Here is a 24,904-nt window from a genome sequence, read left to right on the forward strand (position 1 = left end):
GTTACTTACCACTCTTTCCGGCCTTGCGGCGAACAATCTCGCCGGCGTAACGCACACCCTTGCCCTTGTAAGGCTCAGGCTTGCGAATCTTACGGATGTTTGCGGCAACCTCACCGACGGCCTGCTTGTCGATACCGCTGACCGTGAGCTTGTTAACGCCCTCGACGGTCAGGGAGATACCAACGGGCGGCTCAATGAGGACCGGGTGCGAGAAGCCGAGGGCGAACTCAACAGAGGTGCCCTTCTGAGCGACGCGGTAACCGGTACCGACGATCTCGAGTCCCTTGGTGTAACCCACGGTGACGCCGATGATCTGGTTGGCGATCAGGGTACGGGTCAGTCCGTGCAGCGAACGCGAAGCGCGCTCGTCGTCGGGACGGGTGACCAGAACCTGGCCATCGGTGACCTTAACCTCGATGGGGTTGGCGACGGTGAGCGCGAGCTCGCCCTTCGGACCCTTGACGCTGACGGCCTGGCCGTTAGCTTCGACCGTGACACCCGCAGGGATCTCGATCGGAAGTCTTCCAATACGTGACATTGTCGGCTACCACACGTAGGCGAGAACTTCTCCGCCTACGCCCTTCTTCTCAGCCTGGCGGTCGGTGAGCAGACCGCTGGAGGTGGACAGGATGGCAACGCCGAGGCCGCCGAGAACCGTAGGGATCTCAGTCGACTTTGCGTACACGCGCAGGCCGGGCTTGGAAACCCGCTTGATGCCGACGATGGAACGCTCGCGGTTGGGGCCGAACTTGAGGTTCAGCGTGAGGGTCTTTCCGACCTCTGCATCCTTGACATCCCAGGCAGAGATGTAACCCTGTGCCTTGAGGATGTCTGCGATGTGCGCCTTGAGCTTGCTGTGCGGCATCGACACTGTGTCGTGGTACGCCGAGTTAGCGTTGCGCAGTCTGGTCAGCATATCTGCGACCGGATCTGTCATTGTCATTTTGTGGTGCCTTTCTCGCCTGGTTTCGTGCACCCGTTACACGGATGACGACCTGTGGTGGTGGAGGGGGCCGAACGGATGTCCGGCCCCCGGGGTATTGCTAGTTTAGGAGTTCTCGGCCGTCTTGAACGGGAAGCCGAGCGCCTTGAGCAGCGCGCGACCCTCGTCGTTGTTCTTGGCGGTCGTCACAACAGTGATGTCCATACCGCGAATACGGTCGATCCGGTCCTGGTCGATCTCGTGGAACATAACCTGCTCCGTGAGACCGAACGTGTAGTTGCCGGCGCCGTCGAACTGCTTGTCCGAGAGGCCGCGGAAGTCGCGGATACGGGGCAGTGCGAGGCTGAGCAGCCGGTCGAGGAACTCCCACATGCGGTCGCCACGAAGTGTGACGTGCGTGCCAATGGGCTGTCCTTCACGCAGTTTGAACTGCGCGATGGACTTGCGTGCCTTGGTGACCTGCGGCTTCTGGCCGGTGATCTTGGTGAGGTCGGCGACGGCGCCATCCATGATCTTGCCGTCGCGTGCAGCCTCGCCGACACCCATGTTGACGATGATCTTCGTCAGGTTGGGTACCTGGTGGACGTTGGTGAAGCCCAGGTCCTTGGCGAGCTGCAGGGAGATCTCTTCGCGGTACTTCTGCTTGAGACGCGGCAGCACGACGGGCTTGGTGGCCTCAGTTGCGGTGTCAGTCATTAGAGGTCCTTACCTGACTTCTTGGCGTAACGAACGCGGACCGTCTTGGAGACGCCGTCCTTCGTTACCTCTTCGAGGCGGAATCCGACCTTGGTCGGCTTCTTGGTCTCCGGGTCGACAAGCGCGACGTTGGAAGCGTGAATCGATGCTTCCACGGTCTCGATGCCGCCGGTCTTGGAGCCGCGCTGGGTCTGGCCGACACGAACGTGCTTCTTGACGAAGTTGATGCCTTCGACGAGAACACGGTTCTTCTCAACCTGTACCTCGAGCACACGACCCTGCTTGCCACGGTCTCCGCCGCGAGCCTGGGTGCGGCCGGTGATGACCTCTACGAGGTCACCCTTCTTGATTCTGGCCATGATTTAGATAACCTCCGGTGCCAACGAAATGATCTTCATGAACTTCTTGTCGCGGAGTTCGCGACCGACCGGTCCGAAGATACGGGTACCACGGGGGTCTCCGTCAGCCTTCAAGATCACTGCGGCGTTCTCATCGAACTTGATGTACGAGCCGTCTGGACGACGGGTCTGCTTTTTGACGCGAACGATGACGGCTTTGACGACGTCACCCTTCTTGACGTTGCCACCCGGGATGGCGTCCTTGACGGTGGCGACGATGACGTCACCCAGTCCGGCGTAACGACGGCCGGAGCCACCGAGAACACGGATCGTCAACAGGACCTTGGCACCGGTATTGTCGGCAACTTTGAGTCGTGATTCTTGCTGAAGCACTTTCTAACTCCTTCTATCAAGTAAGCGCGAGCGCTTACTTGGCCTTCTCGAGAACCTCGACCAGGCGGAAGCGCTTGGTGGCGCTCAGCGGTCGAGTTTCACTGATCAGGACCAGGTCGCCGACGCCGGCGGTGTTCTCCGCGTCATGAACCTTCAGCTTGGACGTACGGCGGATGACCTTGCCGTACAGGGGGTGCTTCACGCGGTCTTCGACCTCGACAACGATGGTCTTATCCATCTTGTCGCTGGTCACGTAACCACGCAGCGTCTTGCGGTAGCCGCGCACGAGAGCCTCGGCGGGGACGACCGTTTCGTCAGTCTTCGCCATGATTAGGCCTCCTTCGTCTCGACGGCGTCAGCCTCGGGAGCATCCGTGGATGCGTCCTTGGCCTTGGCCTTCTTGGTCGTCTTCTTCTCAGCCTTGGCCGGAGCCTCGACTGCGACGGGAGTGGCACGAATGCCCAGCTCGCGCTCACGGAGAACCGTGTAGATGCGTGCAATGTCCCGCTTGACCGCGCGGAGGCGGCCGTGGCTTTCGAGCTGGCCGGTGGCCGACTGGAAGCGCAGGTTGAACAGCTCTTCCTTGGCCTTCTTCAGCTCGTCGAACAGTCGTTCGTTTTCAAAGGTGTCGAGCTCGACTGAGGCGAGCTCCTTGGATCCGATCGCCATTATGCGTCGCCCTCCTCGCGCTTGATGATGCGTGCCTTGAGGGGCAGCTTGTGAATTGCGCGGGTCAGCGCTTCGCGAGCAACGGTGTCAGAGACACCGGAGAGCTCGAAGAGCACGCGGCCCGGCTTGACGTTCGCGACCCACCACTCGACCGAACCCTTACCGGAACCCATGCGGGTTTCGGCAGGCTTCTTGGTCAGCGGGCGGTCCGGGTAGATGTTGATCCAGACCTTGCCGCCACGCTTGATGTGACGCGTCATGGCGATACGAGCGGACTCGATCTGACGGTTGGTCACGTACGCGGGGGTGAGGGCCTGAATGCCATACTCGCCGAACGAAACAGTGGTACCACCGGTTGCGTGGCCGGTACGGCCGGGGTGGTGCTGCTTGCGGTGCTTAACTCTGCGGGGAATCAACATTATTTAGCCTCAACTCCTGCTGCAACCGGAGCCGCGCCCTCTGCGCGAGGCGCACGGCGGGGACGGTCGTCACGACGCTCGGGGCGGGACGACTTAGCGTTGGCCTGCTCACGAGCGAGTTCCTTGTTGGTGATGTCGCCCTTGTAGATCCAGACCTTCACGCCGATGCGGCCGAAGGTGGTCTTGGCTTCGTAGAAGCCGTAGTCGATGTTCGCGCGCAGGGTGTGCAGCGGCACACGGCCTTCGCGGTAGAACTCCGAACGGCTCATCTCAGCGCCACCGAGACGACCGGACACCTGGATGCGAACACCCTTGGCGCCGGCGCGCTGGGCGCCCTGCAGGCCCTTACGCATCGCGCGGCGGAAAGCCACACGAGCGGAGAGCTGCTCTGCAATGCCCTGCGCGACAAGCTGTGCATCCTGCTCGGGGTTCTTGACCTCGAGGATGTTCAGCTGGATCTGCTTGGCGGTGAGCTTTTCAAGGTCGGACCGGATGCGCTCTGCTTCCGCGCCGCGACGACCGATCACGATGCCCGGACGGGCGGTGTGAATGTCGACACGGACACGATCGCGGGTGCGCTCGATCTCGATGCGGGACACGCCTGCGCGGTCGAGGCTGGTGCTCAACAGGCGGCGGATCTTGACGTCTTCAGCGACGAAGTCGCTGTAACGCTGGCCCGGCTTCGTGCTGTCAGAGAACCAACGCGACACGTGGTCGGTCGTGATTCCCAGACGGAAGCCATACGGGTTTACTTTCTGACCCATTACTTCGTACCCTCCTCAGGAGTGGCGAGCACAACAGTGATGTGGCTCGTACGCTTCTTGATCTGGAATGCGCGACCCTGTGCGCGGGCCTGGAAACGCTTGAGCGTCGTGCCCTCGTCGACGAATGCCTGGGAGATGAACAGATCCTGTTCGTCCAGGAACTCGTTCGCAGCATCGGCCTTGACCCGTGCGTTCGCGATGGCCGATTCGACCAGCTTGTACACGGGGTCGGACGCGCCCTGCGGCGCGAACTTGAGAATTCCCAGCGCTTCATGCGCCTGCTTGCCACGAATCAGGTTGACAACGCGACGGGCCTTCTGGGCGGTAACGCGGATGTGACGCACGCGTGCGATCGACTCCACCATTTCTCCTCCTTCACGTCACCGCGTTAGCGGCGACGACCCTTCTTGTCATCCTTCACGTGACCACGGAAGGTGCGGGTGGGGGCAAACTCGCCGAGCTTGTGTCCCACCATGCTCTCGGTGACGAACACCGGGATGTGCTTGCGACCGTCGTGAACCGCGATGGTGTGCCCGAGCATGTCGGGGATGATCATCGAACGGCGCGACCAGGTCTTGATTACGTTCTTGCTTGAGGCTTCATTCGCCTTGACAACCTTGCGAAGCAGGTGGTCGTCAACGAAGGGGCCCTTCTTAAGACTTCTTGGCATCGTCTACTCCTACTTACGCTTCTTGCCGACGGTACGGCGACGAACAATGAGCTTGTCGCTTTCCTTGTTCGGGTGGCGGGTGCGCCCTTCCTTCTGGCCCCAGGGGCTGACGGGGTGACGTCCACCGGACGTCTTACCCTCACCACCACCGTGCGGGTGGTCGACCGGGTTCATGGCAACACCACGAACGGTCGGGCGAACGCCTTTCCAGCGCATCCGGCCGGCCTTGCCCCAGTTAATGTTCGACTGCTCGGCGTTGCCGACCTCGCCGATCGTGGCGCGGCAGCGGGCGTCGACGTTACGGATTTCTCCGGACGGCAGGCGCAGCTGGGCGTAGATGCCATCCTTCGCGACCAGGCGAACCGACACTCCGGCGGAGCGGGCCAGCTTGGCGCCACCACCCGGACGGATCTCGATGGCGTGAATGATGGTACCGGTGGGGATGTTCTTCAGCGGCAGGTTGTTACCGGGCTTGATGTCAGCACCGGCACCCGACTCGACGATGTCGCCCTGGTTCAGCTTGTTCGGCGCAATGATGTAGCGCTTGGAGCCGTCCAGGAAGTGCAGCAGCGCGATGCGCGCCGTGCGGTTGGGGTCGTACTCGATGTGAGCGACCTTGGCGTTGACGCCGTCTTTGTCGTTGCGCTTGAAGTCGATCACGCGGTACTGGCGCTTGTGGCCACCACCGATGTGACGCGTCGTGATGCGACCCTGGTTGTTACGACCACCGGTCTTGGACAGCGGACGAAGCAGCGACTTCTCGGGCGTCGAACGGGTGATCTCTGCGAAGTCCGCAACAGAAGAACCGCGACGACCGGGGGTCGTGGGCTTGTACTTACGAATAGCCATTTCTTATTCCTCTAGTCCTGGCCGCTTAGCCGACGGCCGTGAAGATGTCGATGGAACCGGACTTGAGCGTGACGATGGCACGCTTGGTGTCCTTGCGCTTACCCATGCCGAACTTGGTCCGGCGAGTCTTGCCGATGCGGTTCATGGTGTTGATCGACGCAACCTCAACCTTGAAGATCTTCTCGATCGCCAGCTTGATTTCGGTCTTGTTCGAGCGCGGGTCCACGATGAAGGTGTACTTGCCTTCGTCGATCAGGCCGTAGCTCTTTTCAGAGACGACCGGAGCGATGATGACGTCGCGGGGGTCCTTTTGAATCGGGGTAGCCATTATGCGGACACCTCTTCCTTCTTGGTCTTGTGCGCCACGAACGCGTCAAACGCGCCCTTGGTGAAGACGATGTCGTCAGAGACGAGAACGTCATAGGCATTCAGCTGGTCCCAGGACAGCACGTGCACCGTCGGGAGGTTGCGGATGCTGCGGAGGGTCAGCTCGTCGGTGCGCTCGAGAACGACCAGCACGTGCTTGCTGCTGGCGATCTGGGTGAGCAGCGTGATGGCGCCCTTGGTGCTGGGCGTCTCGTCCGAGAACAGAGCGGTGACCACGTGAAGACGGTCGCCACGGGCGCGGTCAGAGAGCGAACCCTTGAGCGCGGCGGCAATCATCTTCTTCGGGGTGCGCTGGTCGTAGCTGCGCGGGGTCGGTCCGTGGACGATGCCACCACCGGTCATCTGAGGGGCGCGGATCGAGCCCTGACGAGCGCGACCGGTTCCCTTCTGCTTGAACGGCTTGCGGCCGGCACCGGAAACTTCTCCGCGGCTCTTTACCTTGTGCGTTCCCTGGCGTGCGGCAGCGAGCTGCGCGACAACGACCTGGTGAATCAGCGGGATGTTGGTCTGGACGTCGAAGATTTCGGCGGGCAGCTCAACGGAGCCGGCCTTCTTGCCGTTGGCGTCGATGAGGTCGAGTGCGGTAGCCATAAGAACTACGCTCCCTTCACTGCGGTGCGGACGAATACGAGGCGGCCCTTGGCGCCGGGAACGGCACCCTTGACCAGGATCAGGCCCTTGTCAGCGTCAATCGCGTGAACCTTGAGGTTCAGCACGGTCACGCGCTCGCCACCCATACGACCGGCCATGCGCATGCCCTTGAAGACACGGCTGGGGGTCGAGGAGGCACCGATGGAACCGGGCTTGCGGTGGTTGCGGTGTGAACCGTGCGAAGCGGAAACACCCTTGAAGTTGTGACGCTTCATAACACCGGCGAAGCCCTTGCCCTTGGAGGTGCCCATGACGTCGACCTTGGTGCCGGCAACGAACACACCGTCAACGGTGAGCTCCTGGCCCAGGGTGTAGTCAGCGGCATCCGCGGTGCGGAGCTCGGTAACGTGACGGCGCGGCGTGACGCCGGCCTTCTCGAAGTGTCCTGCGGACGGCTTGTTCACCTTGCGGGGGTCGATGGCGCCAGAGGCAATCTGGACGCCGGCGTAGCCGTCGATGTCCTTCGTGCGGATCTGGGTGACGACGTTCGGCGAGATCTCGATGACGGTAACGGGAACAAGCTTGTTGTTCTCGTCCCACACCTGAGTCATGCCGAGCTTCTTGCCGAGGAGGCCCTTGGTGGTCTTGGTATCTGCGTACGACATCGCGGGCCCTAGAGCTTGATCTCGATGTTGACGTCGGCCGGGAGGTCGAGACGCATAAGCGAGTCGACGGCCTTCGGCGTCGGGTCAATGATGTCGATCAGACGCTTGTGGGTGCGCATTTCAAAGTGCTCCCGGCTGTCCTTGTACTTGTGAGGGGAACGGATGACACACACCACGTTCTTCTCGGTCGGAAGCGGCACGGGGCCGACGACGGTCGCGCCCGCACGGGTCACGGTGTCGACGATCTTGCGCGCCGAGATGTCGATGACCTCGTGGTCATACGACTTAAGTCGAATGCGGATCTTCTGTCCCGCCATGTCGAACTCTCTTTCTTGTCAAGGCTTCTTACATCCCGAGGGCTGCATTGGACGCCGTAGTAGCACTGCTGCTATCGCACCACTGTTCATCTGTCAATTTCGATCCGGCCGGGGTTCCGACCTTCTCGAGCCAACTCCCCCAGGTCGAGACCTGGCGGATGACATGGTTTTACCCACGCATCCAAGAAGTTGATTTAAGCTTCGTTCTGCTACCCGCGGCCTAACTCCGACCCTCAAGGGGCGAGCTATGCACTGCCTGGTAGTGATTCCGGTCTCGCGAGCAGCGCGATCCGAAAGTGTTGAACTAGAAGAGTCTGCCACAGGAATAGGTCATTGTGCAACCCGGGCGTGTCGCGTTGGGCGTGTCGCGCGATCCGCGTCGTTCCGCGGAACTCGGGCGTCTCGCGTCCCTGCCGGTCGACCCTCGCAAGACCCCGAAACCGTCCCGCTGGTCGAGCCTGTCGAGACCCGCCTAAACGGCCCCATCCGGAGTGACCACGGCGCGCACAGTGCGCCACAGAATCAGGATGTCGGCCGTGAGCGACCAGTTCTCCACGTAGTACAGGTCCAGGCGGATGCTGTCTTCCCAGCTGAGGTTGGACCGGCCGCTGACCTGCCAGAGCCCGCTCATGCCGGGCTTCATGATCAGCCGGCGGTGCGCGGCATCGTCGTAGAGGGCCACCTCGGCGGCGCGCTGCGGGCGCGGGCCCACCAGGCTCATCTCGCCGAACAGCACGTTGAACAGCTGCGGCAGCTCATCGATGGAGTACTTGCGCAGGATTTTGCCGACCGGGGTGATGCGCGGGTCGTTTGTCACCTTGAACAGTGGGGTGTCCGACGTGCCCTGCGCGTCGAGCAGGCTCTCCAGCTGGTCGTCAGCGTCCTGCACCATCGAGCGGAACTTGTACATGCCGAAGGTGGCGCCGTGCCGGCCAATGCGGTCCTGGCGGTAGACGATGTTGCCGGGGCTGGAGCGCTTGACCGCGATGGCCACCCAGATGAGCCCGGGTGAGCTGAGCAGAATGAGCAGCGCAGACCCAAGGATGTCGAAGGTGCGCTTGGTCACGCGCTTCGCACCCTCGAACTGCGGGTAGCTCACGTGAATCAGTGGAAGCCCGGCTACCGGTCGTGAGTGGATGCGTGGCCCGGCGATGTCGGTCAGTGCCGGCGCCACAATCAGTTCCACGTCGCGAGCCTCGAGCTCCCAACCCACCCGGCGCATATCTTCGGGGCTGATCTCATCGGCACCAGTAAGAATCACCGTGTCGGCGTTGGTCTCGTCGACGGCGACCATAAGGTCGCCATAGTCGCCCACAACGGGGACACCGCGCACCGGTCCCTTCCCGACAGTGCCCTCCTGAGTCAGTGCTCCGACAAGCAGCAGACCTGAACCCGGGGAGCGGGTAATCGTTGCGGCCACGTGGGCCGACTTCAATCGCTCGCCAAGGAGCAACGCACGGGAGAGATAGAAACCCCGGGCCTGACGCTTACGCAGCCACTTGCGCCAGCGCCAGCGAGAACCGATGAGGAGAAACATACCCAGCGGCAGCGCCAGAAGGAAATAGCCACGTGCTACCTCGATTTGGAACAGATAGGCCACGATCGCGAAGACACCGAACAAACGAATTGTTGCGTCCGCGACCCGCTTATATTCGAGCGTTCCGCTGCCGATCACCTTGTGATCCCGGGTGGCGAATACGTCGAGCATAATCATCCAGGCAACAACGAGAACTAGTGAGACGGCCGTGTAGCTGGCACCGAGACTGAACGGCTGCGGAGCCTCCAGCTCCACGGTCTCGAGTCCGAACCAGATGAATTGGGATCCGAACACCGCAGCGAGTACCACCATGATGTCCGTGCTGAATAGCCGCACCGCATAGGCGCGCTGCCAGGATCTGCGCCGCAACACCCCCGCGGTACGTGTATCGCCGATTGCCATTCGTTCCCCCATCGCATGACACGCGTGCATCCGAAAATAGATATTCCAGACATGCCTTTTTCATCGTTCCACATATTCGACAGTACTCAGTGCTTTATCAGGCAATGTGTGTGTGCCCTGTTGTAGGGCCGCGCGCCACATCGGTGCTTGTGGTTCCCCGCCCTCACAGTCGCACTCCCCTAGGGTGGACCTGTGAATTCACGAGCATCCAAACGCACGTCGTCCCGCCCATCGCGCGCGGACGTACGTCACCGTCGTCGCAAGTCGGTCGCGAAACGACGGGTGAAGGTAGGCCTCGTGATTGCCGCAATACTCTTGCTTGGTGCGGTGACGTGGCTCGCCACACGAGTGCTCGTGGTGAAGACGGACCTGGAAGCGTCTCAGGCACTCGTCGACCAGCTGCAGACCGAGATTGGCAGCGGGGATTTCACTACCCTGACCGCGACGAGTACCGAACTGCAGGAGAAATCCGCTAGCGCTGTGGCGGGGACTCAGGACCTGACTTGGCGAGCCGCCGAGGTCGTTCCGATCGTCGGCGCGAACCTTAAGGCGGTGCGGGCTGTCTCCGAGAGCATCGACGCGATTGTGCAAGATGTGGCCGCTCCCGCGGTCGAACTCGTCGCGAACTATGACATAACGGCCCGCGATCCAGTCACCGGTGGCTTCGACATCACGCCGCTCGAAGACGTTCAGACAATCGCCGAAACCGCCCAGACTGTGTTCGCAGAGTCGATGGCCAGAATGGCGACAGTTGACGCCTCCGCCACCGTCGGTCCGGTCTCGGCCGCGGTGACAAAAGTAAACGGCCTCTTGGGAAAAGCCGATTCAGCAATAGCGAGCGCCGTACCGTTGCTGCAACTCGTCGGGCCGGCCCTCGGGGCAGACGGACCACGCACATACCTACTGGCATTCCAGAACAACGCAGAGAGCACTGCCCTTGGCGGCAGCGCGGCGTCTTACACCCTCATCAATGTCGACAAAGGCGCAATTTCGATTGCCGCGCAGGGCGCCGGCAGCCAGGACCTGGTCGAGGGAACCAAACTCGATGTGCCCGTGGACCAAAGTGCGATCGACCTGTTCACCGACTACCTCGTTAGTTATCCGAACACGTCTACAAGTCGACCCGACTTTCCGACTGCAGCGGAGCTGATGCGTGCCTACTGGATCCGGGACAAGGGGCTCACCGCAAATGGCGTAATTTCAGTCGACCCTCTAGCACTCGCGCGAATTCTCAACGCCACAGGGCCCATCGATCTCCCCAGCGGCGATGTACTGAGCAGCGAGAATGCAGTCAGTCTGCTCGTGCACGACGTGTATTACAGATTCGATTCGTACCAAGAGCCGGAAAAGATCGACGCGTTCTTCCAGTCGGCCGCATCCGCCATCCTCAACAAAGTGATCAGCGGTGAGTTCGACATGAACGCCATGATCACGGCCGTCACGGAAGGTGTGAACCAGGGCAGCATCTTGGCCTGGAGCGCTGACCCGACGGAGCAACAGGCTTTGGACGGCACACGTATCCAGGGCGCCCTGCCCAAGGACAATGTCGAAAGCACTGCCATCGGGGTCTACTACCAGGACACGTCCGCTTCGAAGATGGACTACTTCCTGCAAACCGCCGCCACAACAACGAGCGACATTTGCGCGGCTGGTCCGACACCGAGCTTCAGCACGACAGTGACCTTGCACTCCAACTTGACGGCCGACGAGGCGAACGCGCTCCCCGAGTACGTGTCGAGCGGAAACTACGGTCCCCAGCTCACGAGCACAAAGGTCTTCGTATACGGGCCGGTGGGAGCGACGCTCGTAGATGCCCGAGTTGATGCGGCAGGCGAAAGTACCACCGTGAATGCCTCCGGAAACGACCTGGGCAGGCCCGTGGCGTCTTTCACGGCCTATCTGGCACCGGGCGAGTCAAGTACAGTCACGGCCTCGTTCACGGGAGCAGAGGGGCAATACGGTCCCCTCGAAGTCCGTGGTACCCCCATGATCAACGCCACGGCGCAGTCAGTGGAGCCAGCCTGCGGCTAGCTATTCGGGAGTGTGCGGCGATTCCGTGCCCGCCGGTTTGCCTGACGGCCTCAACTCGCAAGGCCGTTCTGCCAGAGCGCCCTCGCGATCACTTTCTGATCCCGTTCGTACACGGCGGACCGCAGCAGGACGGCGATCAGAATACCGATCACGGCGCCGATTGAATTAGAAATCACGTCAGTCAACGTGGCAAACCGGGCCGCTAAGAAGACGGCCTGGGTAATTTCGATCACGATTGAAAGCGCGGGACACATGACCAGCGCTAACCACCAGACACGGGCTGGGAGCAGTAGCGCCGACAAGAACCCGAGGGGCACGAACATCGCCACATTGGCCGAGAATTCAAGCTTGTTGTAACCGAACCACTCCGGCACGCCATTGCGGTGAACGACGTCCAAGACCTTCTGAATGGCCGCGCTATACCCCTGGTCCAGAGGGGTGGGCCACAGGGTGGCGAGGAGAACGACGACGACGTACGCCGCGAGCAAGACGCCGCCGATGGCCATGCGCGCCCGGCTCTTGGGTGGTGCCTGGGTAGTCAAGTGAATTCCTCTCGGGGCCGTTCCGCCAAACCCGCCACGTATCGCGTGAGCCTGCTGTCAAGCAGGTGGCCTCCTACTCTGCCAGACGAGGCTCGCCGGTTGCCCACACACGGGCGCACGACTCGTGCACGACACACAGCGACGGGAAGACGATCAACTAGAATCAACCGTTGCACTACTTTGGGGGATTTTCTCTATGCACAAGCCGACTCTCGCGTCCACGGGCGTATTCGACACCGTCTACGTTTTCTACCCACGAGGACTCCGCACCGGAGGCCCCGAAGCGCTCCACCAGCTCGTGGACGCCCTTCGCAAGAGCGGCCAGCAGGCATTCCTGGTTCCGTTCATGGGAACAGAAGACACCCCGCGCGTGCGCGACTATGAGGTTTACGACGCACCGGAGGCGCTGAAAGCGATCGACTCTCCAGGCAACGCCGTGATCGTGCCAGAGGTGTGGATCGACCTGCTCCGTGAATTCACCCAGGCACAGCGAATGTGCTGGTGGCTGAGCATCGACTACTCACCTGTCTTTCGCATCACTCGGTCGCGGTCCGACGACAAGGCTGGGCTGGGCAACGAGCACAACGTCACCACACGTCAACGGCTCAAGGACATCGCGATCTCTTTGCGGCCTCGTCGCAACCTCGTACACAGCACTCTCCACCTCGTGCAATCGCACTATGCCTGGGCCTTCCTGTACTCCCAGCTCAATGTGGTCCCAACCCTGATCAGCGACTACACCCCCCTTTTTCGAATCGAAGGATTTCGTTCTACTGGTACCACGGACAGGGGCCGTACGGTGGCCTTCAACCCAAAGAAGGGTTCAGAACTTACCGAGCGAGTAATCGCCAAGAGCCGCGGCATTGAATGGCGGCCGCTGATCAATATGACAGCTGATGACGTCTACACGTCGCTCGCTTCAACAGCGATATATATGGATCTCGGACAGCATCCAGGGAAGGACCGCATGCCTCGCGAAGCGGCCTTTCTTGGAGCGGTGACCATAGTCGCTCGACGCGGTGCTGGTGCATTCACCCAGGACGTCCCTCTTCCTTGGCAACACAAAGTCCACCCCACAGATCCGCAGTTTCTCGAAGGCACAGTCGCCCTGCTGGACCGGATCCTGGCAGAGCCCCAGTCGCACCTAGACACCCAGAATGAGTACCGCTCCTCGCTACTGCGAGAAAAGGAAGTCTTCTTCGCCGAAGTGCAGCGGGCGTTTGTGCAGGGCCAGTTCTACTCCGACAGCTCGGCGGACCTGATGCCGCTCGGTCAGGCTGCACAGCTCGAAACCGACTCGTGACCGCCCCCCGATCGGGGATCTACAGGAGAATCTCTGGGTTCACCGTGGTCCCATTGCTCTCTATCCTCTCGTCGTTCATGCTTCTGCCGCTGCTCGCCAGGTACGGCGGGGCGGAGGGTTGGGTCAGCCTGGCGATTGGCCAGTCAGTGGGTGGGTTCGCCGCAATCCTCATAGTCTTCGGCTGGACCCTCATCGGCCCGAAACGCGTAGCCGGGAAATCGCCGCTGGAGGCGACCGGCCAATACTGGATCAGCCTTGTACAGCGATCAGCTGTGGCAGTAGTGGCAATCCCGCTTGCAGTCGTAGTCAGCGCTGCGCTCTCCCCCGCGGGCCACATTCAGTTGAGTGTCGGTATGGCGTTGGCTGCGAGCCTGGCGGGCTTTTCTCCAGCCTGGTTCTGGGTCGGGTCGGGCACCCCTCGTTCGATGGTTGTCTTCGAAGCAATTCCGCGGCTGGTCTCGACTCTGACCGCATTTCTAGCACTCCTGGTGACGCAGGACCTGAGGTGGTATCCCATCTTGCTGATCGTCTCGACGCTGTTGGGGTACGTGTGGTTCAGCTTGCGCGTTCTGTCGCGCGATACTTTGAGGAGCTACCCACTCCGATTCATCTTCGGGCAGTTCAAATCCAACATTCTGCCGGCTTTGACCGTATTGACATCCGGGGCCTACACGAGCATTACCGTCAGCCTGGTAACGGCCGTCACCCCTCTCAGGGCTTCTACCGAGTTCGTCTCGGGTGACAAACTGTATCGCCTCGGGACCCAGGCTATTGCCATCAGCGGAAACGCTTTCCAGGGGTGGGTTTCTGAACACGAGGATGCCGACGTCAGCAAGAAGCGGATGCGCTCCGCCGTATACCTGAATGTCGCGCTCGGGCTCGCAGGTGGTCTTGGACTGGCGCTGATCGGGCCATGGTTTAGCGCGCTCCTGTTTAGTCCAGAGCTCGCGGTCGGAGGGCCCGTGATGGCCTGCTTCGGCCTGGCCTACTTCTGGCTTTCAGTCAACTCGGCGCTAGGTCGCCTAGTCCTCACCCCGCTAGATCTCAACAAGGCTGTCTTCGCGAGCACCGTGGCTGGCGCTTTGGTCGGCGTGCCTGGCATCCTGTTTGGTGCCAGCCAGCATGGCGCGCTGGGCGCTGCTGTGGCGGTGGCAAGCGCCGAGTTCGTCGTCACCGCAATCCAGCTCGGCGCGCTGGCCATCTACCGCAGCCAGCGCGCTCGGGTCGAGTCAGCGCCTTCGCACGAGCCGGTCGCGTAAGCCTCGCAGTCGCTCGGCCGTTGGTGGTATGTCCCACAACATCAGTTCTTTGATGTGCGCGGCGGACACAACACTAGACCGCTGAATAGCCGACCTCTGCCGAAGCTTCTTGGGAAGCAACAGGATCGACCGGCCAACGGCGCCTGCCGCGCCCCTGCTATCGCCCCGTGTCACCGCTCCAAAGATCATGGAGACGTACGCAACGCAGAACCTTGGGAAGACGGCCGGGAAGAGCTCGATTGGCAGGTTCTTCCAGAGGACCCAGGGAAGGTTCTTGATGGTCTGATGAATCGCGAAGCCCTTGACCCTTCCGCTGGTTGCGCTGATCCGATGGAAAGCCATGGAACCTGGAACGTATTCCACGCTCCATCCAGCGAGCTGAGCGCGAAAGCTCAGGTCTACGTCCTCGAAATATGCGAAGAAGTCCTCATCGAATAAGCCGATCTGCCTGAGCATCGAGATGCGATATAGGCTCGCTCCTCCGGATGCGCTGAATACAGCGGTGTCGTCGTCATACTTCGAAGACGCGACCTCCCCCCGACCGCGCGCGAACGGGATCCCCCAGGAACTGTAGAAATCACCGGTGCTATCCAAATGGTGCCCATCGATGCTGAGGAACTTGGCCGTGACCATTCCCACGGTTGAGTTCGAATCGGCAGCTGTGACCAGTTCGGCGAGCCAGTCCTCAGCGGCAACGGCATCATTGTTGAACAGGCCCACGAACTCAAAGCCATCTGCTATCGCGAGGCGAATCCCTGAATTCACTCCGCCAGCGAAGCCGAGGTTGGTGGAGTGCGGGATAACGGTGACTTGGGGATATGTCTCGGTCAGATACTCCCAGGACCCGTCTCTGGACCCGTTCTCCACAACGATGACGGTGAGGGGATGGGACTGGGCCAGTAAGGAGTCCAAGCATTCGCCCAGCATCTCCCGGCCGTTCCAATTGGGTACGACGACGGCAACTCGTTTCTTGGCCTCAGCTGTCATTTTGTTCCTCTCGACCAACGCTTTGGGTTAGCCAGTGTGACGCCGTTCAGGGGCTGGCCGGTACGGGGCGTATCGACCGCTCCCTGGCCGGGGATCGACGTCCCATGCCGGTGTCGGTGTTGTGGCGGTCGAGCACGACGCGCTAGGTGCTGGCGGCCCAAGAGGTAGGCGCAGGCGCCGATGAGGAGGTACCACAGGTTGCTCATTCCGTCCCAGCCGTGGAGGGCGAGACTGAAGCCCATCACAGCGACTGAACTCGCCGCGGCCCCAACGGCAAAGTTCTCTTGCAGCGTTCTCAAGCTTCCGAACAAAACAATCAGGTATAGGAGGACGCCCACCCACCCGAGGGTGAATGCTGCGTACAAGAGCTCAGAGTCAGCTGACATCCCGAGATCCACCTGGCCCCGAGATGCGGACCCGACTACCCACGCTCCGTCGGGGGCCCCGACGAGGAGATAACCAAGTGGCAGCGTCAAGAGAACCTGTGGCAGTACCGCATAGCTCGCGAAGCGGTAGTTGGCGCTGAAGTCAAGCCCTGACTCGCCTCCGATGTAAGGGCTCCAGACGAACGCCGCACAGATGGCGAGGGCCGCGATTGCGAACGCTGCCAGCAGGATCAGATAGCGGGTATTTCGCACCACGAAGCTTTTCACGACAGGAACCGACTGCACGAGGAAGACGAGGGTTGCGATAGCTGCGGGAACTCGACTACCAGAAGCCCATGTGCCCAGCAGGATGACCGCACCAGCGGTGAGCCGGAGGGGCGCACGACGAATCATGGATGTCAGGGGGACGAATGCTGCCAATGTTGCACCGAGCACTAGTACATGCTCCGAGCCGACCAGTGCCCGGGTTGGGCCTTCTCGCTGACTCGTCAGGAACATGTACTCCCTGCCGAGAACCGAGAAGTCGCCGGCAAACTCAACCAAAGCGAGTAGAGCGACGAGAGCAGCTGCGGTGATTCCCACGGTCAGGTATGTCCGCCCCATCCCACTTCTCATGATCTGAGCTCCCGTCGCTGCGAAGAGCGGGAGGAGGACTAGCAGGTGTTCCCCGTTGACCGCAAACGCTCGGGCGCCCAGGTGGGCGGCCATGAGTTCGATCACAGTGAGGAGTGTGGCGGTTGCGACAGCGGCACAAGCCACGGTGAGCACCCGAGCGCGAATACTGCGTTTACTCAAGGCCGTCTCGATGGCGAGGGCCACCAAGCCGATGCCGATCGCCCAAAGCCGGACGCTCGCAATCTCACCCAGGATAGACGGGAAGAAGATGAGCGCGGAGATCAGGACAGCTGACGATATCCGCAGTGTCTTGGCGGTGGTCCCCGCGTTCATTGGGCCCTGCTTGCTGGTGCTGACGCCTCACTGTCGGGGCTCGTGCGAATGTTTCTCTCGCCTTCCAGCCAACCGCTGACGATGCTGACTGAGTCCCCCCACCGGCCGCGCCTGGTTAGTAGCTTCCTGACGAGTGATCGGCCTACTTCGAAGCAGACCGCCAGCCTCCCGCGCCAGGGAGAGAACAGCTTCACTTGAAACAGAAAGAGGTTGCGTCCCAGGAGCCGTGGTGGAATGCCGTTCGAGCTCTGAGACGCATGCGCTCCAGGAACAATCACAACCCGGCGGCCCAACCGCGCGAGACGAACGTGCAAATCGGTCTCCTCAAAGTAGAGGAAATACGATTCGTCGAGTCTCTGTTGCTCGAGGACAGCGGTTTCATACAGGGTGAATGCACCATCTAGCCAGGTCCGGTCAACGGGTGCACCGTCATCGCTGAGCTTCCCGGTGTGGTGACGAGGCCGTTTGAGAACCGCCGACAATCGACCGCCGCCAGACCAGATCTTCGAACCGACGGTCTCGCTGTTGAAGAGCAACGGGCCTGCGACTGCGATGGCCGGATCGCTCCGGAAGGCCGCCGTCAGTTTTTCGACAGCGTCGGGCTCGGGTAGCGACTCATGGGTCGACAGCAGTAGCAGCTCCTCGCGCAGGCCCTGTGACGTCAAGAACTGCAATCCGGAGTTCGCTGCGGCTGCGTAACCACGATTGTCGACACGAAGAAAGAGGCAACCAGCGCGTTCTGCGATTGTTCGTGCAGACTCGCTCGCTTCATCAGACACGCTGTTGTCCACCACTACGGTGCTGGCGCTCACCACGCCGGCGGCGCGAAGCGCAGCCAACGTCGCCGAGAGGGTGGCAGGGCTCTGGAAGTGCACAACTATGCAGGACAGCGCTTGATCGTTTGGGGTGCTCACGCGTTGACCTGCCACAGCTGCTCGTTTCGCGAACGCCAGGACAAACCGGCCGGGTAACCCGCCATTTTGGCGATGTCTCCCGTCACAACGATTACCGGCACCAGCAGGAAGACTCTGGCGGTTTCACTGCCTAGTGAATGGCGAGCCCTCACAACCCGTCGAAGGAACTTGGCAAGGTAAGCCGCAACCCCGCCGAGCAGGACTGCAAGGAACCATGGGCTCAGCCAGGCTGCGGCCACCAGTGCCAGGCCCAGTGTGTACGCACCATAGCGCGCCACATGCCGTCGCCGCCAAAGTCCGGATTTCCCGTCACCGCGCGCGTAGCGGTAATACTGCTTCGCGAATGCCCTCAGACTTGGTCTAGCGTTCCACGATGCGATCGCGTCCGGCACGAAGACGAAAACGGCGCCGTCCTTCTTGAGTTGAAGATCAAACAGCAGGTCCTCGCAGTAGTCCAGCCATTCCGGGTACCCCCCGGCTTCGTCCCAAACAGACTTGCGAAAAGCAATCGAACGGCTCGACGGCAGAAAGGACTCGCCGTCCACTTCAGACAGCGCGGGCGTGATCACGGCACCGATGGCGCGCTCCCAAAAGCTCGCACCAGACGATACGAAGAATCCGCTTGCGACGTCGGCAGTGCCGCTGAACGGTCGGACGAGTCGCTCCAACCAGCGCTGGTCTAGTGTCGCTCCCGCATCGGAAACCGCGATGATGGGGTTAGAGGCCATCTCGATCGCCTGGTTTCGTCCGGCAGAGATATTCGCACCCGGCGTCACCACGACTTGAACCCGCACGCCCTCAGGCGGTGTCCACCTCCGAATAATTTCTACAGTGGCGTCGCTTGAACCGCCGTCCACAACCACGATCTCCTGTGGTTTCTCGGACAGAGCATGGATGCTCTTCAGGAACTCGGCCATTGCGAGTTCCTCGTTGAGCACAGTGAAGATGAGGCTCGTTGGCGTTGGCACGAATCGGACAGCAGTCATGATATCTCCGCCAAAACCCGGCCGACCTTCTGATGAGCGCTGCCGTGTCGGGACGCGATCTTGCCTTTTCTCCAGAGGAACTCCGGGAAGAGGCTATAGAAGCGAGTCATCGACGCGATTTCGCGCATCCACGGCCGCAACCGGAAGGTCTTTGTTTCCCGAGCCCAGCCGTGCACCCAGCGGAAGGCCCCGTCAAGAACTACGGTGTATCCCTCGCGCCATGCACGAACCCCGATCTCGCTGTCCTCGTAATAGAGGAAGAATTTCTCGTTCCATCCTTTGAGGGCCTGAATCGTCTGTGCGCTGCCGGCTACAACTGCGCCCATCACCCATACGACGTAACGTGCCTCGCCGGATGACGCGTAGATGTTGTAGGAATCCTCGATGCCAGGGGTAGTGCGAGTGCGATTCCTGATCTTGTTCGAGAGAGTCGGCATGCCCCGCCCATTGGCTTGAAGACTTCCATCCGGATTTACAAGTTGAGGGGCGACCAGACCACCGCGAACGTCGATCATTCGCGCGAGTCCATCAAGGTCGTCGTACTCAACCGACACGTCGGGATTCACGAAGGCGATGTACTCCCCCGTGGCCAAGGCAAGAGCGCGGTTGTTGGCCGCGCCAAATCCAATGTTCTTTTCCAACGCTATGACGGAGGCTGCTCCCAGCGACTCTGCCGTTCCGACGCTTGAATCTGTTGACGCGTTGTCGACCACAATCCACTGCACGTTTTCTGGAGGTCGGGTGCCCCAAAACCTGCGCAGGGTCTCTGCGCTGTTCCAGGTGACGGTGATCAGGGTCCAGCGGGTATTCACGGAATTCGAACTCCAAGTGTCGGGAAACTACGGGCGACCGCAGACGAGGATCGCAGCGAGGGTCGCGCGCGCACTATAACTGCCCCGCAGAACTGGAGACTCCCCGTTTTGTATCGTAGCGGATGGTCGGATTCCAATTCGCCCGCGGCACGGGGGCCTGATCAGCAGCTATTTACTTTGGGACGCGGAAGCTAGGCGCTCTATCTGGTCTAGCCCGCAGCAGCCGCCAAGTTGATGGACCCCGCTACGTAGACGGGAGTCCCCGTTAGTTCTAGGGTCACCATGCCCTTGACCGAGTCAACGACAGTGCTTCCGCCGTCCAAGGAAGTCACCGTGACCGGCTTCTTGCTCGCCAATGTGACGGTCGAGCTTTCGGCCGTCGTCCAAATCACACGCGTGGCATCCTTCTTCTCGCCGAATACGTAGGAGCTGACGTTCTCTCCGGCGTCTTCCTGGACGGTGAACTTCTTGCCCTGCAGCTGCTGGGCGATTTGCGCCTGCCCCACCGCAGCCAGCTTGGGCACGAAGGCAGTCGGCACGAACGATGTGGACGCCTCGAACAGTCCGAAGTTCGATTCGATGTCGCCGTCCATCAGGCTTGAGTCGGCAGCTTCGTAGGAGTAGAAGCGTTCAACACCGTGACCAAAAGACAAAGCCATGACTCGAACGAGATAATCCGCCTGGCTCTGGTCGCTAACCCAGCCTTCCTTGGTAGCCCATCCCATTTCTGTCAACCAGATCGGCTTGGACTCACCATTGTTGGCGGTCAAGATCATCTGCTGAATCGTGTCGAGGTCCGCGGCCAGTTTCTCAGGGGCCCCGGGCTGGACATACGGGTGTGCGCTCACTGCGTCGACGTAGTTCAGACCGCCCAGGTCGAAGAACTTCTGCAGCCATTCGAGCTTAAAGCCCATTCCGGCATTCCCCGGGCCCACCACGGTGGTCTCGGGATCCACGGATTTCACGTAGTCGGACGTGACCGACAACATGTCCATGTAGCACTCAGGGGTGGGGCCGCAGACTCCGTTATTAAAGGTGTGGTCGAACTCGTTGTAAACCTCTACATCTTTGCCCACGTTTGGAAACTTGTTCAGAAGGTCGTTTGTGAAGTTCGCGTAGGCCTGAAGGCCCTCCGGAGTGCTCGGTGTGAGACCGTCGTCATAGAGCGGGTTGGAGTACACCGGCAGCTGTAGCGCCTCGATGCCGGCCTTCGCGTACTCCTCCATCGCATTTTCGATCACGGCCTCGTAGTCGTAGACACCAGGTGCGCTTTCGGTCGCCCACCAGCCGACGTCCGCGCGAACGTGCCCGACCCCGATGTCCGCGAGAGTTCCAATGAGGTTGTCGATGCGTTTCTCACCGCCGTGGAAATGAAGGTGGGTGCCAAACGCAGAGGATGAGGCGACGCCCTCATAGGGTTCGATTACTCCGAAAGTCGTGGACCGATCTTGTGGTCCGCTCTCGAGAGCTGCGGTCAAATTGAGTTGGTAGAACCCGAGCGGCAGCTCAGTCAAGTCAATGGAGGTGTAATGGTCCTTCAACTTCTGGGTGCCGTCGGCCACGGCCGCACCGAGCTCATCAACAATCGACCAAGTGATGTCACCGGTAGGAAACTGCCGCGAGCCAACACTCAATCGGGCTTCTCCTTGCGCAAGCATGAGCGACTTGTTTGCGAGGGCAACCTGACCTGAATGAGATTCCAGATCCGAATTCATGATCTGCGCAACCGCACTGCCGTTGCCGGTCGCCACGAAGGAATCAACAAGGGCGGAGCCCGCCTGGCCGACCGCAGTGACCATGATGTTCATCTTCGCGCTGTCCGTTGGAGAGACGTAGTCAAGCGACATCTGGGTCCAGTCATACGTGCCTGCGGGGAGTGACACGAAGGTCGTATGCCCCACCGAGGGGCCGAGACGCACCTGAATCGCGTTCTCACCGACGTCCGTGCCCTTAGCCCAAAACGAAAGTGTGTAATTGCCGCCGCGTTCGACGCTGATCGATTGCTGCAGTCTGGGCGGATCAGACTCAGACTGAGGGCCAGCACTGCGGATTTCTAAGGCAGACTGGCCACCCTGGGCCGTGGAAGAGCCAAGGAACTCAGCGCTATCCGATGGCGTGAGCGGGGTCCACCAGTCAAAGTCATCGGAGGCAGGCAGTTGCTCGATTGCGGGCGCTGCCACTGGAGCGGGGACGGGCTTTGCGGGGTAATCCACACGCGCTGTCTCTGTCGACGCCCAAGGTTGCGCAATCACAACTGCGCCGAGCGCCACGACCAGGGCCGCGGCGATGCCGACTATCCACCACGTGCGACGCTTCAACGATGGAACTTTCGGGCGTCGAGGCGTGGCTGACTTCTCGGTCATCATCGATTAAGGCTCCCCTAAACGGGCGTAAGTGCGGTGGTTGCCGAGATATCGGAACCAGCTGATCGCTCCCCCATGTGAGCCCCTGCGGTTCTAGCCTAGGCCACGCACAGTAAGCCTCCGTCGACGCCCCGGTATTGCCCAATTGACCGGTGCAATTGCTAGACCGAAGCCAGCGAAAACGCCCAAGCCCAGTGATCCTACTCTCGCGCGAGAGTGCGACTCTGGCTATGGCGCGCCGAGAGCCCTCCACTTGTTCAGACCGCTCAGCCCGAGAACCAACCCAGCTGGAGTCAAGGAGGTTGGGTAGTATCTGACCCACGGAGCGCAAGCGGGCCACGGGGAGCAGACCAGAATCCCACAGCCAGGATCCCCAGCTTGTGCCGAAAACGATGTGGGAATTGATTCCTCCGCGAAACGCGTAGAGGTCACAATTCCCATCCCGAGAACGTAAAACCAATCCACGAACGTGGTCCACCGGAGGAAGATGATTTAGGACCCAATGCGGAGACGCAGGTTCCTTCTACTCAGTGGTGGTCGCGGCTTTCCGAATCTTCCGTCGATTCGAACCGTCTCGGAAATATTGCAGGGATCCCCCAACCGCCGCCACAATGAGGCCAGCCGCGAAGATCAACCAGCCCTCGGCACGGCCCCTCTCCTTGTACTCGACCCGAAGATCATAGTCGCCCGCCGGCAACATCGTCTGGATCAGTCCGCTGACGCTGCGGTCTGCTTCAAGAACCGCACAATCATCTTCAGCGCATGCGGTGACAATCCAACCCGGGTAGTAAGCCTCGTTGAGGACGGCCGCGGTCGAAGTTGGACTAGACACCCGATAAGTTAGGTCTCCAGGCGTATAGGTGATGGGTGTTGTATCTGCTGGGCCGCATTCCGCAGCACGCGCACAAGCGCCCATGGATGCTGGCGTGACATTTCCAGAAAGAACGAGCCCCGGCGCTGCCATGAAGGCGGCAACAGATTTCCCAGTGGCAGGGTCTAAGAGAGCTGTGGCGATTTGCGTGGATGTCTCAGAGCTTTTGATGTTCACGTATCCACCTATTGCATCCCTTTCGGCGTAGTAGTTGCCGTTCCAAGCAGGACTAAATAGCACGCCAGCGTCGAACTCTTCGGGCAAGCTAATTCGGGCCGGGCGCTGAACGACGACACCAGCAGATGGGCGCAGCGCCAAAAGTTCGTCGACCGTCGCACCATAGGTTGCACGCTCGGTCGCGGTTCTAGGCGTACTCCAAGGAACCGTCGTTGTGAACGCCCAGACGCATCCTGAGACCACAGTAAGGGCGAGCATCCCAGTGAGGAACGCAGCCGGCCGGCGGCCTTTCCCCCTTAGACGCCACATCGCTACTGCGACAAGCACCACTAGAAGAACCACGAAGCCCGGCAACCAGTCCAGCCGAGTGAACGCTCCTTCCTTGCGCAGAGAAAACAGCGCGATGGCAATCCCAACTGCCACACCGAACCGTGTCCAGAATGCTCTGACAGGGAGAGGAACTCCACAGGCCAATCTGTTTGCGCCTGAGGCAGCAAGCAGAACACTCGCCAACACGATGAAAACCTTGAAGTCACTCATACCGAAACGACTAAAACCGAGGCCGGGGAGCGTTTGCGCGGCAAGGAACCAGGGGAAGAAGGGCATGCCGAGCACTAGAGAGGGCACTCCGATGGCGAGCGCGGCTTTGGATGCGCGATCCCTGAAATTGGCGAAGCACGCTAGTACCAGAACCGTTGCCGGCACGAAGAGGCTGTTCATCGTCAATTCGTTCGGGCCCTCAAGGTGACCATATCCAAAGAGCAGTGTTCCGATTAGCGATAAATCGAATCTCGACTCGTCCGGCAGCGCACCTACCGTCGTGCTTGAGAGAAGAAAGTACGGAACCAACTTCGGTGCGCAGAGAAGGATCGCGCCAAGAGCCGAGAGAGCCATCGGGAGGAGGTACGCGCGGAACGCCGGTCGTTCGACCAGTTGTGAGACTACGACCCAAACTATGCCGACGTAAACGGTGCTGAAGAGCATGCCTGGGTACATACCGATGGCGGCTTGCCACAAAATCAAAGTGGCCAGCGGCACCGCCCAAACGTTTCGCCAGGGCCAGCGTGACGACATAACCAAGAGAATCCAAGGAACGAGCGCATATCCGCGCGCGATATCGACGTGTTGGGCGTTACTCAGATACCCAACGGCGAAAAACCCGGAGACGCCAGCCAATGCAGCGACGCCGAATGGCAACCGCAATGATCGCACCAATGCGTATGTACCCACGCTGCCCAGTGCCACGTGGAGAGCCGCCACAATGGCTGCGGCCTGCAAGGTGAACGGACCGAAGAACGCAGCTACGCCGACGGGCAGATACCACGAACTGTCCTGGATGCTCAGTGCGGCCGGGTAGCCCGCCAGCGAATTCGGAACCCATTCGCTTGGATTGAAGAAGGTTCCGTTCTCCCACCAGGCGAAAGCGCCAGTGCTGTAGCTGCCCAAGAAGTCCCAAGGGGGTATCGCAGCGCCGGTGAAGAACCTCCCGAATACGATCGCCTCCAGTGACGCGATGATTGCGAACAGAATCGACAGCCGACGCACCTCGCGATGCACTCGAATCCAACGAAGAATTCGATTCTCGCCACCCCGTGGTGCAGTCACCGAAGTGGAAATATCGGTCTCCGCGGCCTCAGATCGAATCAGGGATTTCACGAAAACTCCTTCTGCGTACTGCCGGTCTG

The 24,904-nt window shown here is 60.8% G+C and carries 28 protein-coding genes; 3 read left to right on the forward strand and 25 right to left on the reverse strand.

Annotation, left to right across the window (positions count from 1 at the left end):
* Position 1: 1 nt before the first annotated feature.
* The 17 genes from rplF to E3T61_RS07685 form a co-directional block, all read right to left on the reverse strand.
* Positions 2 to 538: a 50S ribosomal protein L6 gene (rplF, locus tag E3T61_RS07605; protein ID WP_134640282.1), complete on the reverse strand. Its 537-nt coding sequence runs from the start codon at positions 536 to 538 to the stop codon at positions 2 to 4.
* A 6-nt stretch (positions 539 to 544) separates the two neighbouring features.
* A complete protein-coding gene (gene rpsH, locus E3T61_RS07610; RefSeq protein ID WP_066597609.1) occupies positions 545 to 943 on the reverse strand; it encodes a 30S ribosomal protein S8 in 399 nt (132 codons plus the stop codon).
* A 105-nt stretch (positions 944 to 1,048) separates the two neighbouring features.
* A complete protein-coding gene (gene rplE / locus E3T61_RS07615) occupies positions 1,049 to 1,639 on the reverse strand; it encodes a 50S ribosomal protein L5 (protein ID WP_130176627.1) in 591 nt (196 codons plus the stop codon).
* Positions 1,639 to 1,998 carry a 50S ribosomal protein L24 gene (gene rplX / locus E3T61_RS07620; RefSeq protein WP_134640283.1) on the reverse strand — a complete coding sequence of 120 codons (360 nt, stop codon included), beginning with the start codon at positions 1,996 to 1,998 and terminating at the stop codon, positions 1,639 to 1,641. Before rplX ends, rplE begins: the two co-directional genes overlap by 1 nt.
* A 3-nt stretch (positions 1,999 to 2,001) precedes the next feature.
* On the reverse strand, positions 2,002 to 2,370 hold the full coding sequence (gene rplN / locus E3T61_RS07625; RefSeq protein ID WP_066597616.1) for a 50S ribosomal protein L14: 369 nt from the start codon (positions 2,368 to 2,370) through the stop codon (positions 2,002 to 2,004).
* Between the two features lie 34 nt (positions 2,371 to 2,404).
* On the reverse strand, positions 2,405 to 2,698 hold the full coding sequence (rpsQ, locus tag E3T61_RS07630; protein ID WP_110128307.1) for a 30S ribosomal protein S17: 294 nt from the start codon (positions 2,696 to 2,698) through the stop codon (positions 2,405 to 2,407).
* Between the two features lie 2 nt (positions 2,699 to 2,700).
* Entirely contained in the window at positions 2,701 to 3,039 is a 339-nt protein-coding gene (rpmC, locus tag E3T61_RS22535; protein WP_066597620.1) for a 50S ribosomal protein L29, read from the reverse strand.
* Positions 3,039 to 3,458: a 50S ribosomal protein L16 gene (gene rplP / locus E3T61_RS07640; protein ID WP_066597622.1), complete on the reverse strand. Its 420-nt coding sequence runs from the start codon at positions 3,456 to 3,458 to the stop codon at positions 3,039 to 3,041. Before rplP ends, rpmC begins: the two co-directional genes overlap by 1 nt.
* Entirely contained in the window at positions 3,458 to 4,222 is a 765-nt protein-coding gene (rpsC, locus tag E3T61_RS07645; RefSeq protein WP_066597624.1) for a 30S ribosomal protein S3, read from the reverse strand. Before rpsC ends, rplP begins: the two co-directional genes overlap by 1 nt.
* Positions 4,222 to 4,587, reverse strand: a complete 366-nt coding sequence (gene rplV / locus E3T61_RS07650) for a 50S ribosomal protein L22 (protein ID WP_066597626.1) — start codon at positions 4,585 to 4,587, stop codon at positions 4,222 to 4,224. Before rplV ends, rpsC begins: the two co-directional genes overlap by 1 nt.
* A gap of 23 nt (positions 4,588 to 4,610) precedes the next feature.
* Positions 4,611 to 4,892, reverse strand: coding sequence for a 30S ribosomal protein S19 (rpsS, locus tag E3T61_RS07655; RefSeq protein ID WP_066597628.1), 282 nt, complete (start codon positions 4,890 to 4,892; stop codon positions 4,611 to 4,613).
* A gap of 9 nt (positions 4,893 to 4,901) precedes the next feature.
* Positions 4,902 to 5,741 carry a 50S ribosomal protein L2 gene (gene rplB, locus E3T61_RS07660; protein WP_104165740.1) on the reverse strand — a complete coding sequence of 280 codons (840 nt, stop codon included), beginning with the start codon at positions 5,739 to 5,741 and terminating at the stop codon, positions 4,902 to 4,904.
* 25 nt (positions 5,742 to 5,766) lie between these two features.
* A complete protein-coding gene (gene rplW, locus E3T61_RS07665; protein WP_088457176.1) occupies positions 5,767 to 6,069 on the reverse strand; it encodes a 50S ribosomal protein L23 in 303 nt (100 codons plus the stop codon).
* Positions 6,069 to 6,719 carry a 50S ribosomal protein L4 gene (gene rplD, locus E3T61_RS07670; protein ID WP_134640284.1) on the reverse strand — a complete coding sequence of 217 codons (651 nt, stop codon included), beginning with the start codon at positions 6,717 to 6,719 and terminating at the stop codon, positions 6,069 to 6,071. The genes rplW and rplD overlap by 1 nt, the downstream gene beginning before the upstream one ends.
* A gap of 5 nt (positions 6,720 to 6,724) precedes the next feature.
* Entirely contained in the window at positions 6,725 to 7,384 is a 660-nt protein-coding gene (rplC, locus tag E3T61_RS07675; protein ID WP_088457178.1) for a 50S ribosomal protein L3, read from the reverse strand.
* Positions 7,385 to 7,392: 8 nt separating this feature from the next.
* On the reverse strand, positions 7,393 to 7,701 hold the full coding sequence (gene rpsJ / locus E3T61_RS07680; protein WP_035834607.1) for a 30S ribosomal protein S10: 309 nt from the start codon (positions 7,699 to 7,701) through the stop codon (positions 7,393 to 7,395).
* Between the two features lie 472 nt (positions 7,702 to 8,173).
* Positions 8,174 to 9,640: a sugar transferase gene (locus E3T61_RS07685; RefSeq protein WP_134640285.1), complete on the reverse strand. Its 1,467-nt coding sequence runs from the start codon at positions 9,638 to 9,640 to the stop codon at positions 8,174 to 8,176.
* Between the two features lie 297 nt (positions 9,641 to 9,937).
* Between E3T61_RS07685 and E3T61_RS07690 the strand changes: the two genes are divergently transcribed.
* Positions 9,938 to 11,671: a DUF4012 domain-containing protein gene (locus tag E3T61_RS07690; protein WP_134640286.1), complete on the forward strand. Its 1,734-nt coding sequence runs from the start codon at positions 9,938 to 9,940 to the stop codon at positions 11,669 to 11,671.
* A 50-nt stretch (positions 11,672 to 11,721) separates the two neighbouring features.
* Here the strand turns inward: E3T61_RS07690 and E3T61_RS07695 are convergent, their stop codons facing one another.
* A complete protein-coding gene (locus E3T61_RS07695) occupies positions 11,722 to 12,213 on the reverse strand; it encodes a VanZ family protein (protein WP_134640287.1) in 492 nt (163 codons plus the stop codon).
* 196 nt (positions 12,214 to 12,409) lie between these two features.
* Here E3T61_RS07695 and E3T61_RS07700 point away from each other — a divergent pair, with 196 nt between their 5' ends.
* Positions 12,410 to 13,516, forward strand: coding sequence for a hypothetical protein (locus E3T61_RS07700; protein WP_134640288.1), 1,107 nt, complete (start codon positions 12,410 to 12,412; stop codon positions 13,514 to 13,516).
* A gap of 77 nt (positions 13,517 to 13,593) precedes the next feature.
* Positions 13,594 to 14,775 carry a polysaccharide biosynthesis protein gene (locus E3T61_RS07705; protein ID WP_134640289.1) on the forward strand — a complete coding sequence of 394 codons (1,182 nt, stop codon included), beginning with the start codon at positions 13,594 to 13,596 and terminating at the stop codon, positions 14,773 to 14,775.
* Here the strand turns inward: E3T61_RS07705 and E3T61_RS07710 are convergent.
* The 7 genes from E3T61_RS07710 to E3T61_RS07740 form a co-directional block, all read right to left on the reverse strand.
* Positions 14,746 to 15,762, reverse strand: a complete 1,017-nt coding sequence (locus E3T61_RS07710; protein ID WP_134640290.1) for a glycosyltransferase family 2 protein — start codon at positions 15,760 to 15,762, stop codon at positions 14,746 to 14,748. The two genes, E3T61_RS07705 and E3T61_RS07710, sit on opposite strands and share 30 nt — an antisense overlap.
* Positions 15,759 to 17,096 (reverse strand): hypothetical protein, encoded by a 1,338-nt coding sequence (locus tag E3T61_RS07715; protein WP_134640291.1) that lies wholly within the window; start codon positions 17,094 to 17,096, stop codon positions 15,759 to 15,761. The genes E3T61_RS07710 and E3T61_RS07715 overlap by 4 nt, the downstream gene beginning before the upstream one ends.
* Positions 17,093 to 18,010, reverse strand: a complete 918-nt coding sequence (locus E3T61_RS07720) for a glycosyltransferase family 2 protein (protein ID WP_166793178.1) — start codon at positions 18,008 to 18,010, stop codon at positions 17,093 to 17,095. The genes E3T61_RS07715 and E3T61_RS07720 overlap by 4 nt, the downstream gene beginning before the upstream one ends.
* Entirely contained in the window at positions 18,007 to 18,996 is a 990-nt protein-coding gene (locus E3T61_RS07725; protein ID WP_134640293.1) for a glycosyltransferase, read from the reverse strand. Before E3T61_RS07725 ends, E3T61_RS07720 begins: the two co-directional genes overlap by 4 nt.
* Entirely contained in the window at positions 18,993 to 19,808 is an 816-nt protein-coding gene (locus E3T61_RS07730) for a glycosyltransferase (protein WP_134640294.1), read from the reverse strand. The genes E3T61_RS07725 and E3T61_RS07730 overlap by 4 nt, the downstream gene beginning before the upstream one ends.
* A 209-nt stretch (positions 19,809 to 20,017) precedes the next feature.
* Positions 20,018 to 22,174: a glycosyl hydrolase gene (locus E3T61_RS07735; protein WP_134640295.1), complete on the reverse strand. Its 2,157-nt coding sequence runs from the start codon at positions 22,172 to 22,174 to the stop codon at positions 20,018 to 20,020.
* A 520-nt stretch (positions 22,175 to 22,694) separates the two neighbouring features.
* Positions 22,695 to 24,875: a hypothetical protein gene (locus E3T61_RS07740; protein ID WP_134640296.1), complete on the reverse strand. Its 2,181-nt coding sequence runs from the start codon at positions 24,873 to 24,875 to the stop codon at positions 22,695 to 22,697.
* Positions 24,876 to 24,904 lie beyond the last annotated feature (29 nt).

Source organism: Cryobacterium lactosi (assembly GCF_004403945.1).
In the GTDB taxonomy this organism is placed as follows: Bacteria; Actinomycetota; Actinomycetes; order Actinomycetales; family Microbacteriaceae; genus Cryobacterium; species Cryobacterium lactosi.

Excerpts from the sequence above, each read along its gene's own strand:
- rplD (WP_134640284.1), bottom strand. The coding sequence starts at position 6,719 with ATGGCTACCGCACTCGACCTCATCGACGCCAACGGCAAGAAGGCCGGC.
- E3T61_RS07715 (WP_134640291.1), bottom strand. The coding sequence starts at position 17,096 with ATGAACGCGGGGACCACCGCCAAGACACTGCGGATATCGTCAGCTGTC.
- rplW (WP_088457176.1), bottom strand. The coding sequence starts at position 6,069 with ATGGCTACCCCGATTCAAAAGGACCCCCGCGACGTCATCATCGCTCCG.
- rplE (WP_130176627.1), bottom strand. The coding sequence starts at position 1,639 with ATGACTGACACCGCAACTGAGGCCACCAAGCCCGTCGTGCTGCCGCGT.
- E3T61_RS07685 (WP_134640285.1), bottom strand. The coding sequence starts at position 9,640 with ATGGCAATCGGCGATACACGTACCGCGGGGGTGTTGCGGCGCAGATCC.
- rpsH (WP_066597609.1), bottom strand. The coding sequence starts at position 943 with ATGACAATGACAGATCCGGTCGCAGATATGCTGACCAGACTGCGCAAC.
- rpmC (WP_066597620.1), bottom strand. The coding sequence starts at position 3,039 with ATGGCGATCGGATCCAAGGAGCTCGCCTCAGTCGAGCTCGACACCTTT.
- E3T61_RS07700 (WP_134640288.1), top strand. The coding sequence starts at position 12,410 with ATGCACAAGCCGACTCTCGCGTCCACGGGCGTATTCGACACCGTCTAC.
- rplF (WP_134640282.1), bottom strand. The coding sequence starts at position 538 with ATGTCACGTATTGGAAGACTTCCGATCGAGATCCCTGCGGGTGTCACG.
- E3T61_RS07725 (WP_134640293.1), bottom strand. The coding sequence starts at position 18,996 with ATGACTGCTGTCCGATTCGTGCCAACGCCAACGAGCCTCATCTTCACT.
- rplC (WP_088457178.1), bottom strand. The coding sequence starts at position 7,384 with ATGTCGTACGCAGATACCAAGACCACCAAGGGCCTCCTCGGCAAGAAG.
- rplX (WP_134640283.1), bottom strand. The coding sequence starts at position 1,998 with ATGGCCAGAATCAAGAAGGGTGACCTCGTAGAGGTCATCACCGGCCGC.
- rpsJ (WP_035834607.1), bottom strand. The coding sequence starts at position 7,701 with ATGGCGGGACAGAAGATCCGCATTCGACTTAAGTCGTATGACCACGAG.
- rpsS (WP_066597628.1), bottom strand. The coding sequence starts at position 4,892 with ATGCCAAGAAGTCTTAAGAAGGGCCCCTTCGTTGACGACCACCTGCTT.
- E3T61_RS07710 (WP_134640290.1), bottom strand. The coding sequence starts at position 15,762 with ATGACAGCTGAGGCCAAGAAACGAGTTGCCGTCGTCGTACCCAATTGG.
- rplP (WP_066597622.1), bottom strand. The coding sequence starts at position 3,458 with ATGTTGATTCCCCGCAGAGTTAAGCACCGCAAGCAGCACCACCCCGGC.
- E3T61_RS07705 (WP_134640289.1), top strand. The coding sequence starts at position 13,594 with ATGCTTCTGCCGCTGCTCGCCAGGTACGGCGGGGCGGAGGGTTGGGTC.
- rpsC (WP_066597624.1), bottom strand. The coding sequence starts at position 4,222 with ATGGGTCAGAAAGTAAACCCGTATGGCTTCCGTCTGGGAATCACGACC.
- E3T61_RS07735 (WP_134640295.1), bottom strand. The coding sequence starts at position 22,174 with ATGATGACCGAGAAGTCAGCCACGCCTCGACGCCCGAAAGTTCCATCG.
- rplB (WP_104165740.1), bottom strand. The coding sequence starts at position 5,741 with ATGGCTATTCGTAAGTACAAGCCCACGACCCCCGGTCGTCGCGGTTCT.
- rpsQ (WP_110128307.1), bottom strand. The coding sequence starts at position 2,698 with ATGGCGAAGACTGACGAAACGGTCGTCCCCGCCGAGGCTCTCGTGCGC.
- rplV (WP_066597626.1), bottom strand. The coding sequence starts at position 4,587 with ATGGTGGAGTCGATCGCACGCGTGCGTCACATCCGCGTTACCGCCCAG.